The sequence below is a fragment of the Microbacterium sp. CFBP 8801 genome (assembly GCF_014839455.1).
GTDB lineage: Bacteria > Actinomycetota > Actinomycetes > Actinomycetales > Microbacteriaceae > Microbacterium.
In genome coordinates this window covers 202161-215707 of record NZ_JACYNU010000005.1, presented here as the reverse complement: position 1 = coordinate 215707, position 13547 = coordinate 202161, and the positions used below count along the sequence as shown (strand labels likewise).

13 protein-coding genes and 1 riboswitch are annotated in these 13547 nt (G+C 70.9%); of the genes, 9 read left to right on the top strand and 4 right to left on the bottom strand.

The annotated features are described in order from the left end of the window. Positions 1–42: 42 nt before the first annotated feature. The 4 genes from hpaE (at position 43) to IFR11_RS08570 (ending at position 4550) form a co-directional block, all read left to right on the top strand. Complete coding sequence (hpaE, locus tag IFR11_RS08585; protein ID WP_191915861.1) at positions 43–1539, top strand: 5-carboxymethyl-2-hydroxymuconate semialdehyde dehydrogenase; 1497 nt, start codon at positions 43–45, stop codon at positions 1537–1539. A 48-nt stretch (positions 1540–1587) separates the two neighbouring features. Further along, on the top strand, positions 1588–2748 hold the full coding sequence (gene hpaD / locus IFR11_RS08580; RefSeq protein ID WP_191915860.1) for a 3,4-dihydroxyphenylacetate 2,3-dioxygenase: 1161 nt from the start codon (positions 1588–1590) through the stop codon (positions 2746–2748). 231 nt (positions 2749–2979) lie between these two features. Continuing rightward, positions 2980–3765 carry a fumarylacetoacetate hydrolase family protein gene (locus IFR11_RS08575; protein ID WP_191915859.1) on the top strand — a complete coding sequence of 262 codons (786 nt, stop codon included), beginning with the start codon at positions 2980–2982 and terminating at the stop codon, positions 3763–3765. Beyond that, entirely contained in the window at positions 3750–4550 is an 801-nt protein-coding gene (locus IFR11_RS08570) for an aldolase/citrate lyase family protein (RefSeq protein ID WP_191915858.1), read from the top strand. Before IFR11_RS08575 ends, IFR11_RS08570 begins: the two co-directional genes overlap by 16 nt. Here the strand turns inward: IFR11_RS08570 and IFR11_RS08565 are convergent. Continuing rightward, positions 4544–5383 (bottom strand): helix-turn-helix transcriptional regulator, encoded by an 840-nt coding sequence (locus IFR11_RS08565; protein ID WP_055936443.1) that lies wholly within the window; start codon positions 5381–5383, stop codon positions 4544–4546. The two genes, IFR11_RS08570 and IFR11_RS08565, sit on opposite strands and share 7 nt — an antisense overlap. A gap of 101 nt (positions 5384–5484) precedes the next feature. Between IFR11_RS08565 and hxlB the strand changes: the two genes are divergently transcribed. Together hxlB and hxlA are read left to right on the top strand one after the other, a co-directional pair. Further along, a complete protein-coding gene (gene hxlB, locus IFR11_RS08560; protein ID WP_191915857.1) occupies positions 5485–6060 on the top strand; it encodes a 6-phospho-3-hexuloisomerase in 576 nt (191 codons plus the stop codon). Positions 6061–6097: 37 nt separating this feature from the next. After that, positions 6098–6721, top strand: a complete 624-nt coding sequence (gene hxlA / locus IFR11_RS08555; RefSeq protein ID WP_055834260.1) for a 3-hexulose-6-phosphate synthase — start codon at positions 6098–6100, stop codon at positions 6719–6721. Between the two features lie 68 nt (positions 6722–6789). Here the strand turns inward: hxlA and IFR11_RS08550 are convergent, their stop codons facing one another. The 3 genes from IFR11_RS08550 to glyA form a co-directional block, all read right to left on the bottom strand. Then, a complete protein-coding gene (locus IFR11_RS08550; RefSeq protein WP_156458725.1) occupies positions 6790–7278 on the bottom strand; it encodes a cytochrome C5 in 489 nt (162 codons plus the stop codon). A gap of 90 nt (positions 7279–7368) precedes the next feature. Next, complete coding sequence (locus tag IFR11_RS08545; protein WP_191915856.1) at positions 7369–8253, bottom strand: bifunctional methylenetetrahydrofolate dehydrogenase/methenyltetrahydrofolate cyclohydrolase; 885 nt, start codon at positions 8251–8253, stop codon at positions 7369–7371. Between the two features lie 279 nt (positions 8254–8532). Beyond that, positions 8533–9807, bottom strand: a complete 1275-nt coding sequence (gene glyA / locus IFR11_RS08540; RefSeq protein ID WP_191915855.1) for a serine hydroxymethyltransferase — start codon at positions 9805–9807, stop codon at positions 8533–8535. Between the two features lie 59 nt (positions 9808–9866). Further along, a riboswitch (ZMP/ZTP riboswitch) is annotated at positions 9867–9952 on the bottom strand. Between the two features lie 126 nt (positions 9953–10078). Between glyA and IFR11_RS08535 the strand changes: the two genes are divergently transcribed. From IFR11_RS08535 to IFR11_RS16595, 3 genes are all read left to right on the top strand, one after another. Beyond that, positions 10079–10465 (top strand): YrdB family protein, encoded by a 387-nt coding sequence (locus IFR11_RS08535; protein WP_235560528.1) that lies wholly within the window; start codon positions 10079–10081, stop codon positions 10463–10465. After that, positions 10462–11826: an FAD-binding oxidoreductase gene (locus tag IFR11_RS08530; RefSeq protein WP_191915854.1), complete on the top strand. Its 1365-nt coding sequence runs from the start codon at positions 10462–10464 to the stop codon at positions 11824–11826. Before IFR11_RS08535 ends, IFR11_RS08530 begins: the two co-directional genes overlap by 4 nt. A 106-nt stretch (positions 11827–11932) precedes the next feature. Then, on the top strand, positions 11933–13333 hold the full coding sequence (locus tag IFR11_RS16595) for a L,D-transpeptidase family protein (protein WP_055834244.1): 1401 nt from the start codon (positions 11933–11935) through the stop codon (positions 13331–13333). Positions 13334–13547 lie beyond the last annotated feature (214 nt).

Here is a 13547-nt window from a genome sequence, read left to right as displayed (position 1 = left end):
CCGGATGCCACCGGCATCCGCCCCTCCAACGAAGGAGCATCCATGACCCGCCGCATCCCGGCCGACCTGCCCGAGCGCATCCAGCACTACATCGGGGGCGCCTTCGTCGACTCGGTCGACGGCGACACCTTCGACGTGCTCGACCCGGTGACGAACCAGACCTACGTCTCGGCCGCCGCCGGCAAGAAGGCCGACATCGACCTCGCCGTCGCCGCCGCGCGCACGGCCTTCACCGAGGGCCCGTGGCCGCGCATGCTGCCGCGCGAACGTTCGCGCGTGCTGCACCGCATCGCCGACCTCGTCGAGTCGCGCGACGAGCGCCTCGCCGAACTCGAGAGCTTCGACTCTGGCCTGCCCATCACCCAGGCCCTCGGCCAGGCGCGGCGGGCGGCCGAGAACTTCCGCTTCTTCGCCGACCTGATCGTGGCGCAGACCGACGACGCGTTCAAGGTCCCCGGTCGCCAGCTCAACTACGTCAACCGCAAGCCGATCGGCGTCGCGGGGCTCATCACCCCATGGAACACCCCGTTCATGCTCGAGTCGTGGAAGCTGGGCCCCGCTCTTGCGACCGGCAACACCGTGGTGCTCAAGCCCGCGGAGTTCACGCCCCTGTCGGCGTCGCTGTGGGCCGGGATCTTCGAGGAGGCCGGCCTTCCCGAGGGCGTGTTCAACCTCGTCAACGGGCTCGGCGAAGACGCCGGCGACGCGCTCGTGAAGCACCCCGACGTGCCGCTCATCTCGTTCACCGGCGAGAGCAGCACCGGGCAGCTGATCTTCGCCAACGCCGCCCCCTTCCTCAAGGGCCTGTCGATGGAGCTCGGCGGCAAGAGCCCCGCGATCGTGTTCGCCGACGCCGACCTCGACGCCGCGATCGACGCCACGATCTTCGGCGTCTTCTCGCTCAACGGCGAGCGCTGCACCGCGGGCAGCCGCATCCTCGTCGAGCGCTCCGTGTACGACGAGTTCGTCGAGCGCTACGCCGCGCAGGCCGACCGGGTGAGCGTCGGCTACCCCGACGATCCCGCGACCGAGGTCGGGGCGCTGGTGCACCCCGAGCACTACGCCAAGGTCATGTCGTACGTCGAGCTCGGCAAGACCGAGGGGCGCCTGGTCGCCGGCGGCGGCCGCCCCGAGGGGTTCGACGAGGGAAACTTCGTGCGACCCACGGTGTTCGCCGACGTCGCCCCCGATGCGCGGATCTTCCAGGAGGAGATCTTCGGCCCGGTCGTGGCGATCACGCCCTTCGACACCGATGCCGAGGCTCTCGCGCTCGCGAACGACACCCGCTACGGGCTGGCCGCCTACGTGTGGACGAACGACCTGAAGCGCGCGCACCTGTTCGCGCAGAACGTCGAGGCGGGCATGGTGTGGCTCAACAGCAACAACGTGCGCGACCTCCGCACCCCCTTCGGCGGGGTGAAGGCCTCGGGCCTCGGACACGAGGGCGGCTACCGCTCGATCGACTTCTACACCGACCAGCAGGCCGTGCACATCACGCTCGGCGGTGCCCACAACCCCACCTTCGGCAAGGCGCACTGACCCCGCCCCCGCCCCATCCCCCACTCGTCATACGCAAGGACGCGCACCATGGCAAAGCACACCGAAGAACAGAAGACCTCCTCGGGGTTCTGGGTGACCCAGGAAGCCCCCATCGTCTCCGAGAACCCCATCCCCACGCCCTCCTCCCCCGCGCCCGACATCCTGCGCTGCGCCTACATGGAACTCGTGGTGACCGACCTCGCGGCATCCCGGGTCTTCTACGTCGACGTGCTGGGCCTGCACGTCACCGAAGAAGACGACGAGGCGATCTACCTGCGCTCGACCGAGGAGTTCATCCACCACAACCTGGTGCTGCGTCGGGGCGAGGTCGCCGCGGTCGCCGCGTTCTCGTACCGCGTGCGCTCGGCCGACGACCTCGACGCGGCGGTCGCCTTCTACGAGGAGCTCGGCTGCGACGTACGCCGGGAGCCCGGCGGCTTCACGAAGGGCATCGGCGACTCGGTGCGGGTCGTCGACCCGCTCGGCTTCCCCTACGAGTTCTTCTTCGACACCGAGCACCAGGAACGCCTCTCGTGGCGCTACGACCTGCACTCCCCCGGCGAGCTCGTGCGCCTCGACCACTTCAACCAGATCACCCCCGACGTGCCCCGCGCGGTGAACTTCATGCAGTCGCTCGGCTTCCGCGTGACAGAGGACATCCAAGACGAAGAGGGTGTCGTCTACGCCGCCTGGATGCGCCGCAAGCCCACCGTGCACGACACCGCCCTGACCGGCGGCGACGGCCCTCGTATGCACCACGTGTGCTTCGCGACCCACGAGAAGCACAACATCCTCGCCATCTGCGACAAGCTCGGGGCCCTCCGCCGATCGGATGCCATCGAGCGCGGCCCCGGCCGCCACGGCGTCTCGAACGCGTTCTACCTGTACCTGCGCGACCCCGACGGCCACCGCGTCGAGATCTACACGCAGGACTACTACACCGGCGACCCCGACAACCCCGTCATCACGTGGGACGTGCACGACAACCAGCGCCGCGACTGGTGGGGGAACCCCGTCGTGCCGTCGTGGTACACCGAGGGCTCGCTCGTGCTCGACCTCGACGGCCGCCCGCAGCCGGTCCGCGCCCGCGAGGACTCGTCCGAGATGGCCGTGACGATCGGCGCCGACGGCTTCAGCTACACCCGCGCGCCCGAGGACACGGCATCCGCCACTCCCTCCGCCGAGTTCAAGCTCGGCAACCAGCTTTAGCAGGCGCCCCGCGAACCGCGTCCCACTTATGGCTGGCTGAGGCCTCTCCAAGCAACCAAAAGTGGGACACGCCCCGCACAAAGTGGGACACGACCCGCCCCACCGAACCTCGTCCCACTTATGGCTGGCTGAGGCCTCTCCAAGCAACCAAAAGTGGGACCCACGCCGCAAAAACAGGGACGCGCTCTGACCACAATCGGGACGACGTCCGCACGACGCAAGAAGGACAGCATGCTCACCGACGCACAGATCGACGCCATCGCGGCCGAGCTCGCCGAGGCCGACCGCGCCCACGCGGTCATCCCGCGCATCACGGCGAGGTACCCGGATGCCACGGTCGACGACTCGTATCGGATCCAGGGCCGCTGGCGCGATACGCAGATCGCCGCGGGTCGCACGCTCGTGGGGCGCAAGATCGGCCTGACGTCCAAAGCGATGCAGCAGGCGACGGGCATCACCGAGCCCGACTACGGCGTGATGTTCGACGACACCGTCCACCACTCCGGGGCGGCGATCCCCGTCGACCACTTCTCGAACGTGCGCATCGAGGTCGAGCTCGCCTTCGTGCTGAAGGCGCCGCTCGAAGGCCCCGACTGCACGCTCGACGACGCCCTCGCCGCGATCGACTACGCCGTGCCCGCGCTCGAGGTGCTGAACTCGCACATCGAGCTTGAGGGCCGCACGATCGTCGACACGATCAGCGACAACGCCGCGTACGGCGCGATGGTGCTCGGCGACGTGCACAGACGCCCCGACGAGATCGACCTGCGCTGGGTCCCCGGCGTGCTGAGCCGCAACGGCGAGATCGAGGAGACGGGGGTCGCCGCCGGCGTCCTCGGTCACCCGGCGACCGGCGTCGCGTGGCTCGCCAACAAGTTCCACCAGCACGGCGCGCGCCTGGAGGCGGGCGAGATCATCCTGGCAGGATCGTTCACACGCCCGATGTGGGTGTCGCGCGGCGACGACGTGCTGTGCGATTACGGACCGATGGGAACGATCTCGTGCCGCTTCGTCTGACCCCCACCTTCCGGGCCGCGTTGGCGGCATCCGATCGTCCGCTCGCCGGCATGTGGCTCTGCACGGGCAATCCCGTCGTCGCCGAGGTGGCCGCCGGTTCCGGCCTCGACTGGCTGCTCATCGACATGGAGCACTCGGCGACCTCGATCGAGCAGGTGCTCGTGCAGCTGCAGGTCGTCGCGGCCTACCCGATCACCCCCGTGGTGCGCGTGCCCGCGAACGACGTCGTCACCATCAAACGCGTCCTCGACGTGGGCGCGCAGAGCCTCATCGTGCCCATGGTCTCGTCCGCCGACGAGGCCCGGGCCGCCGTCGCGGCGACCCGGTATCCGCCGCAGGGCGTGCGCGGCGTGGGCAGTGCCCTGGCCCGCAGCGCCCGCTGGAACCGCATCGACGGCTACCTCGCCGAGGCCGCCGAGCACGTGTCGCTGACGGTGCAGATCGAGACCACCGCGGGTGTCGCCGCCGCGGCCGAGATCGCCGCCGTCGAGGGGGTGGATGCCGTCTTCGTCGGCCCCTCCGACCTGTCGGCGTCCATGGGGCTCCTGGGGCAGCAGTCGCACCCCGAGGTCGTGGCGGCGGTGCACGCGGTGTTCGCCGCGGCGCGGGATGCCGGTACCCCGGTCGGCGTGAACGCCTTCGACCCGGCGGTGGCCGAGGCCTATCTCGACGCGGGCGCCGACTTCGTCGCGGTGGGGGCCGACGTGGCGCTGCTGGCGCGGGCGTCGGAAGCCCTGGCCGCGCGCTTCATCAGCCCGCGCGGGGGTCTGCGCGAGAGCTACTGAGCGCGCGCCGTCCCCAGCGCCGCCAGCTCCGCACGCGTGGAGACGCCGGCCTTCCGCAGCAGGTTCGACACGTGGAACTTCGCCGTGTTCTCGCTGATCCCCAGACGTTCGGCGATCGCGCGGTTGCGCGAACCCGCGACGACCAGGCTGAGCACCTCGCTCTCGCGGGGGCTGAGGTCGACCGCCTCGTCGAGGAAGTCGGGCCGCGGCGGCGGATCGAGCGGCAGAACGACCGACAGCTCGGAGCCCCACCCGGGCGTCGACGCGACGTCGAACGCCCCGTTGAGGGCGCTCACCCGCTCGACGATCGGTCCGAGCGAATCGTCGTGGGCGGTGAGCGTGCCCGCCCCGTCGTCACGGATGCCGATCAGCAGGTTGAGTCCGTCGCAATCCCACTGGATGCGCACGCGGTGGGGCGTCCCCCGGTCGAGCAGGGCCAGCACGGCGCTGCGCACGATGGCCCGCGCCTCGTGGGCGACCTCGCCGGGCAGGGCGCGTCCGGTCGCGGGCGGCTCGACGAACTGCACGTCGAGGTCGCCGTGTCGCACGAGCGGGCGCAGGTCGGTGCGCAGCCGCGCGAACGCGCCGGTCACGGGTTCGAGCAGGGCGCTGCGCTGCTGGTCGGTCGAGGTGCGCAGAACGACGAGGGCGGCGGCCGCGGTCTCGACGGCCAGGGCACGGGCGGCGCGATCGTCGAGTCGCGCCGACCGCAGGATCGCCAGGATCGACTCGAGGGTCACCGCGTGACGGTCGGCCTGTTCGGCGACGATGCGTTCGTGTTCGATGACGAGCGCGCGCGACGCGGTCGACGACAGTTCGGGTGACTCACTCACGCGCCTAACCTAGCCCACCGGCAGGCACCTACCCGTTCGGGTAGGTAGACCCGTGCCATCGACCGGCGACGGTCACGCCCGGCGAGGCGGAGCATGGAGGCATGACCTCATCCGACGCCCGCATCGCGGACTCCCTCGCCCGGATCTCCGGCGAGCTGACCGCGGTCGTCGACCGTCTCGTCACTGAGCCCGCCGGTCTCGACGGCGTCCTCGACGTGCTGACCGACGCCGACCGCGTCTTCGTCTTCGGCGCCGGTCGCTCGGGCCTGGCGCTGCGCATGACCGCGATGCGCCTCATGCACCTCGGCCTCGACGTGCACGTCGTCGGCGAGACCACCACCCCGGCCATCGGCCCCGGCGACGCGCTCCTGACCGCGAGCGGCTCGGGCACGACGGCGGGGATCGTCCGCGCGGCCGACACCGCGACCGAGGTCGGCGCGCGCATCGTCGCGATCACCACGGCCGCCGATTCGCCGCTCGGCCGCGCCGCCGACGCGCTCGTCGTGGTTCCCGCCGCGGACAAGCTCGACCGCTCGGGAGCCGCCTCGACGCAGTACGCGGGCGGTCTCTTCGAGCAGGCCGTCGTGCTCGTCGGCGATGCGATCTTCGACGCGCTGTGGCAGCGCTCGGGACTCTCGGCCGACGACCTCTGGCCGCGCCACGCGAACCTCGAATGATTCCTCCCTCCCCACCGCAGAAAGTAAGGACACCCGCATGAAGCTGCAGTTCGCCATGGACACCCTCACGACCGAGGCCGCCCTCGACCTCGCCGCCGCCGCGGCGCCCCACGTCGACATCCTCGAGCTGGGCACGCCGCTCATCAAGAGCGAAGGCCTGTCGGCCATCACCGCGATCAAGAAGGCGCACCCCGACAAGATCGTCTTCGCCGACCTGAAGACGATGGATGCCGGTGAGCTCGAAGCCGACATCGCCTTCGGCGCCGGTGCCGACCTCGTCACCGTGCTCGGCTCGGCCGGCGACAGCACGATCGTCGGCGCGGTCACCGCGGCCAAGAAGCACGGCAAGGGCGTCGTCGTCGACCTGATCGGGGTGGCCGACAAGCCCGCCCGCGCGCGGGAGGTCATCGCCCTCGGCGCCGAGTTCGTCGAGATGCACGCCGGCCTCGACGAGCAGGCCGAAGAGGGCTTCACCTTCGGCACGCTGCTGCGCGACGGCGAAGCGGCCGGGGTGCCGTTCTCGGTCGCGGGCGGCGTCACCGTCGCGAGCATCGCCGACGTGCAGAAGTCGGGCGCGCAGGTCGCCGTCGCCGGCAGCGCGATCTACAGCGCTCCCGACGTGGGCGCCGCCGCGGCCGCGCTCCGCGCCGCGATCGTCTGACCGCAGCCCGAGCAGAACGACAAGAGGGACCGAGCCGCGCGGCTCGGTCCCTCTTGTCGTCTCGAGGATCAGCCCTCGGTGGTCTCTTCGTCGTCTTCTTCGTCGTCGCCGATGATCTCGATGTCTTCGACCTCGAGCTCGGGGGTCAGCTGCACGTGCACGAGCGCGTCGGGGAACGACGTCTGGCCGGCGAACACGACGATGATGGCGTCGGCGAACACGCCCACCCCGATCGCTTCGAGGTCGGTGCGCAGGTCGATGTCGGCGCTGAGCTCGTCATCGTCGAGGGCGTCCTCGATGTCGCTCGCGACCTCTTCGACGATCGCGCGCCAGCGGTCCTCGCTCACCGACAACACGTCCTTGAGCGCGACCATGATCGCGTCGAGGTCGGAGTCGCTCTCGTCGTCGAGCTCGGGGTCGAGGTCGACCTCCACCTCGACGCCGGCGGCATCCAGGTGCCCCACGCCGATGACGCTGTCTTCGTCGATCTGGGCGTCGTCGAGCAGACCGCTCTCGGTGACGCGGCGGAGGAGGTCGTTCAGCACTGACTCAGTCATGTCTCTACGATCCCACGTCGCCGGGCTTCGCGCCCGCCTCTTGCGTACGCCGCGCCGTGTGTTCAACCGGCGGCACCGAGCGGTTCACCGTCAGAGGGCGGTGGCACGCTCCGCGGCCTCGACGACGTTCGTCATGAGCAGCGCCACGGTCATCGGACCGACGCCTCCGGGGTTCGGCGAGACGAACCCGGCGACCTCGGCCACGTCGGGGTGCACGTCACCGAAGACGCGCGACTTGCCCGTCTCGGGGTCGGTCTCGCGGGTGACGCCCACGTCGAGCACCGCGGCGCCCGGCTTGACGTCTTCGGCGCGCACGATGTGCTTCACGCCGGCGGCGGCGACGATCACGTCGGCCTGACGCAGGTGCTTCGCCAGGTCGACTGTTCCCGTGTGGGTGAGGGTGACGGTCGCGTTGATCTCGCGGCGGGTCAGCAGCAGCCCGATCGAGCGGCCGATGGTGACGCCGCGGCCGACGACGACGACCTCTTTGCCCTTCAGGTCGTAGCCGCCTCGCAGCAGCAGCTCGATGACCCCGCGCGGCGTGCACGGCAGCGGAGTGGTGATCGGCGCGTTGACGTTCAGCACCAGGCGACCGAGGTTGGTGGGGTGCAGGCCGTCGGCATCCTTGGCCGGGTCGATGCGCTCGAGGATCGCGTCGGTGTCGATGTGCTTCGGCAGGGGCAGCTGCACGATGTACCCGTGGCAGGCGGGGTCGGCGTTGAGCTGGTCGATGACGGCCTCGACCTCGGCCTGCGTGGCCTCGGCGGGCAGCTCCACCTGGATCGAGTTCATGCCGATCGCCTCGGACTGCCGGTGCTTCATCCCCACGTACAGCTGCGAGGCCGGGTCGGCGCCGACGAGCACCGTCGCGATGCCCGGCACGACCCCGCGCTCACGCAGGGCCGCCACCCGCTCGGCGAGCTCGTCCTTGATCGCCGCCGAAGCGGCCTTGCCGTCGAGAATCGTCGCCGTCATGGCATCCCTCTTCCTGGTGTCGGTCATCGTCGTGCGGGGGTGTTCGAGGACGCATAAACGCTCTTGCTGCGCAGAAACACTCTCTCTGCGCGTTTATGCGCATGGACGGCGTTTATGCGTGGGGGTCGGTGGTCGAGGCATCGGGATGCCGGACCCGCGACGTCGCGACACACCCGGCGCAGGAACGCGGCAGCGGATGCCGCGACCCCGCCGCCGTGCGTCGCGGGGCGGGTGCCGGGACGAACCGCCGCGCGACGCGGCGGCCGTCCCGGCCGCGGCTCACTGCTTCAGGTCGGGGTACAGCGGGAAGGCGTCGGCCAGCACGGCCACACGCGCGCGCAGGGCCTCGAGCTCGGCGCCGGGCTGCAGGGCCAGGGCGATGATGTCGGCCACCTCGGTGAACTCGGCGTCGCCGAAGCCGCGGGTCGCGAGCGCGGGGGTGCCGATGCGCAGGCCCGAGGTCACCATCGGCGGACGCGGGTCGTTCGGAACCGCGTTGCGGTTGACAGTGATGTGGATCTCGTGCAGCAGGTCTTCGGCCTGCTTGCCGTCGATCTCGGCGTCGCGCAGGTCGACGAGCACGAGGTGCACGTCGGTGCCGCCCGAGCGCACGGCGATGCCGGCATTCATGACGTCGTCTTGCGTGAGGCGGTCGGCGATGATCGACGCGCCGCGCAGGGTGCGCTCTTGGCGCTCCTTGAACTCGGGCGTCATGGCGAGCTTGAACGCGGTCGCCTTGGCGGCGATCACGTGCATGAGCGGACCACCCTGCTGGCCGGGGAAGACCGCGGTGTTGATCTTCTTGGCGAGATCGGCGTCGTTGGTGAGGATGAGGCCCGAGCGGGGGCCGCCGATCGTCTTGTGCACCGTGGTCGACACGACGTGCGCGTGCGGCACGGGGTTCGGGTGCACGCCCGCGGCGACGAGACCGGCGAAGTGCGCCATGTCGACCCACAGGTACGCGCCCACCTCGTCGGCGATCGCGCGGAACGCCTCGAAGTCGAGCTGACGGGGGTAGGCCGACCAGCCGGCGATGATGACCTTGGGCTTGTGCTCGACGGCGAGGCGGCGTACCTCGTCCATGTCGATGAGCGAGGTCTCGGGGTCGACGCCGTAGGCGACGATGTCGTACAGACGGCCCGAGAAGTTGATCTTCATGCCGTGGGTCAGGTGGCCGCCCTGGTCGAGCGAGAGGCCGAGCAGCGTGTCGCCGGGGCGGGCGATCGCGTGCAGCACGGCGGCGTTCGCGGTGGCGCCGGAGTGGGGCTGCACGTTGGCGAACTCGGAGCCGAAGAGGGCCTTGGCGCGCTCGATGGCGAGCGACTCGGCGACGTCGACCTCTTCGCAGCCGCCGTAGTACCGGCGACCCGGGTAGCCCTCGGCGTACTTGTTCGTGAGCACCGAGCCCTGCGACTGCAGCACCGACACGGGCACGAAGTTCTCGGAGGCGATCATCTCGAGGAAGCTGCGCTGGCGGTCGAGCTCGCGCTCGAGCACCTGGGCGATCTCGGGGTCGACCTCGGAGAGAGGGGCGTTGAAGTACTGATCGGTCATGCGATCTCCTTGACGATGGCTTCCGGATGCCGCGGGCTCGGTCGAGTCCGCGTGAATACCGCATCGACCCAGGCGTACGGTCGAATACCGCCAAGCGGTCGCTCCCCGGTGGTGGCCCACCTCAACGCCAGTCGCGACGGTGCCACTTTAGCGGGTAAAGCGTCCCCTCCCCCGCGTGTCCCGGCATCCACCGGTCCTCCACAGGGTCGTTCTCCGCTCGATGCCGAGAGACCCCGGATGCCGCGTCCCGGCGCCCACGTAAAATGAGGGGGTGACCGACTCATCGAACGTCCGCGCCCAGGCGCCTCTCGCTCCCGGCATGCGTCCGCGGCCGTCGGCGCTCGAGATCGTCGGAGTGCTGTGCGGGCTGTTCGCCTTCGTGACCTTGGCCGTCTGGGGTTTCCTCGCGTGGCCGTTCCCGTGGAACATCGTCGTCGGCATCGGCGCACCCGCCCTCGCCGTGCTCGTGTGGGCCCTCTTCGTCTCGCCGCGCGCCGTGCTCGCCGTGCACCCGTTCATCCGCGCGCTGGTCGAGCTGTTCGTCTACGCCGCGGCGACCGTGGCGTGGTGGAGCATGGGCCAGGCCGCGATCGGCCTCGTCTTCGCCATCGTCGCCGTCGTGGTGGGCGCGCTGAACGGTCGCCGGCGCCTGGCATGACCGCCGACGTCGTCGCGCAGCTCCGTGCCGAGCTCGGCGCGCGCGTCGACACCTCGCCCGCCGCCCTCGAGGCCGCCCGGGCCGACAAGTCCGGCCACGCGGCCGAGGGCGTCCCCCTCGCCGTCGTGCGGGCGACCTCCGTCGCCGACGTGCAAGCCGTGCTGCGCATCGCCTCGGCCACCGGCACCCCGGTCGTCCCGCGGGGCGCCGGCACGGGTCTCGCCGGCGGCGCCAACACCGGGGGCGGCGAGATCTCGCTGTCGCTGCGCGCCATGGACCGACTGGTCGAGGTGCGCCCCGACGACCTTCTCGCCGTCGTCGAACCCGGCATCCTCAACGCCGAGCTCAACGCGCTGCTCGAACCGCACGGCGTGTGGTGGGCGCCCGACCCGGCCAGCCGGGCCATCTCGACCGTCGGGGGCAACATCGCCACGGGCGCGGGCGGTCTGCTGTGCGCCAAGTACGGCGTCGTGCGCGACGCCGTCTTGGGGGTCGACCTCGTGCTCGCCGACGGCCGTCTGCTGCACCTGGGGCACCGCAGCGTGAAGGGCGTCACCGGGCTCGACCTCACCTCGCTCGTGATCGGGTCCGAGGGCACCCTCGGCGTCGTGGTGGGCGCCACGCTCAAGCTCCGCCGCCTCATCGCGGGCGAGCGCGTCACCCTCACCGCCCTCTTCGACGGCGTGCGCGCCGCCGCCGTCGCCTCGGCCGCGGTCACGGCATCCGCGCTCCAGCCCGCGATCATGGAGCTGATGGATGCCACGAGCCTCACCGCCGTGCACCGCCTGCTGTCGCTGCCGGCCCCGCCGGCGGGCGCGGCACAGCTGACGATCCAGACCGACGGACCGGTCGCGGCCGACGAGGCCCGCGCGATCGCCGACGTGCTGACGGCCGCGGGTGGGCGCGTGTCCGTCGCCGCCGACGACGCGGAGGGCGAGGAGCTGCTGGCCGTCCGGCGCGCGATGCACCCCGCGATGGAGACCCTCGGCACCGCCCTCATCGAAGACGTCTCGGTGCCGCGCAGCGCCCTGCCCGACATGTTCGACGAGATCGCCCGGATCGAGCGCCGGTTCGACCTGGTCATCCCGACCGTCGCGCACGCGGGCGACGGCAACCTGCACCCCAACTTCGTCTTCGAGGGGCCCGAGGTGCCGCCCGTGGTGTGGCAGGCCGCCGAAGAGCTGTTCCACGCGGCCCTGCGCCTGGGCGGAACGCTCACCGGCGAGCACGGCATCGGCGTACTCAAGCGCCGCTGGCTGGCCGACGAGCTCGGCGACGACCAGTGGCGGCTGCAGCGCGACATCGCCCGGGTGTTCGACCCGCTCGGCATCCTGAACCCGGGCAAGGTCTTCGCGCCGTGATCGCCCCCTGCATTTCTGCGGCGTGACCAGACCGTGATAATGCTCCCGGCGATTGCGCAGCAGACCCACTTACCATGGGAAGACTGACTACTGGGGGGTTTGACACATGACCGACGGCGCAAACGGCACCGACGGCGCGACCTACGCCTGGGCTCCGCCCGAGCCCACGAAGCGCAAGAACCGCTCCGGCCTGTGGATCGGCATTCCCGCCGGCGCGACGGCCGTGGCCCTCATCGCGGCCTCGCTCGTGCTCATCGCTCCCGGGGCCTCGGTCGCCGGCGTGCAGATCGGCGGTCTGACCGCCGGCGCCGCCGCGCAGGCCATCTCGACGCGACTGGCGCAGACGGCCATCACGGTCGAGAGCCCCGCCGGAGAAGTCACCGTCACCGGCGCCGATCTGGGTGCCTCGGTCGACGCGGCCGCCCTGGCCGACAAGGCGTTCTCCGAGAACCCGATGTGGAAGCCCTCGTCGTGGTTCCCGCAGGGCACCGGAGTCACCGTCGCCGTCGACCCGTCGGCCGCCGCCGTGGCCCTGCGCGACCGTGCCCCCGGCACCTACCGCGCGCCCGTCGACGCCACCGTCGCCTATGACGCCGGCTCGCAGACGTACGTCACCTCCCCCGCCGAGGCGGGCGAGGGCATCGACGTCGCCGCCGTCACCGCCGCCCTGCAGTCGGCCTTCGACTCCGGCACCCCCGCGACCACGGTCGACGCGGCGCTCGTGCCGGTCGAAGCCCCCGTCAGCACCGAAGAGGCCGACGCGGCCGTCGCCACGCTCAACGGCGTGCTCGACACCGCCGGCTTCTACGTCGGCGACGAGCGCACCGTCACCGTCGATCGCGCCACCGCCGCCTCGTGGCTCACCGTCACCCCCGACGGCAAGGGCGACTTCGCCATCTCGGCCGACACCTCCGCCATCGAGCAGGCCGTCGCCGGTCTTCCCGGCGCCGTCGACCGCGGAGCCGTGAACGCCGACGTGATCGTCGACAGCGGTGGAGAGGTCATCAAGACGCTCACCGAGGGTCAGACCGGTCGTGCCCTGGGCGACACCGCCGGCGTGGCCGCCGCTTTCGCCGCTCAGCTCGCCGACGGCAACGCCAAGTACTCCCTCGCCGTCTCCGAGACGCCGTTCGAGACCGCGAAGACCGAGCGTCGCATCGACGTGAACCTCAGCGCGCAGACGGTCACCCTGTACGAGAACGGTCAGGTCTACCGCAACTGGTCGATGTCGTCGGGCAAGAGCGGGTGGGAGACCCACACGGGCACCTACCGCATCGGCTGGAAGACCTCCATGCAGGACATGGGCTGCGCTCCCGGCTACGACTGGTGCACGAAGGACGTCCCCTGGGTCGCGTACTTCAACGGCGACGAGGCCTTCCACGGCACGTACTGGCACAACAACTTCGGCACCCCCATGAGCCACGGCTGCGTCAACCTCACGGTGAACAACGCCAAGGAGCTCTACGACTGGGCGTACAAGGGCACCGAGGTCTCGGTCCACTACTGAGCCCGCAACGACGAAGGGGCGGATGCCGATGGCATCCGCCCCTTCGTCGTTCCCAGGCCCGCGTCACCGCCGCGGCGCGAGTGCACGTGTCCGCGCACGACTCCTGCAGAACAGCGCCGAACCGCGACACAGCCCGCGGGTTACACCGGTGTGTCGGGGTCGTGCACGAGGCACACGCGACGCAGCCGGTCAGACCTCGGCCCCGCGCCGGGAA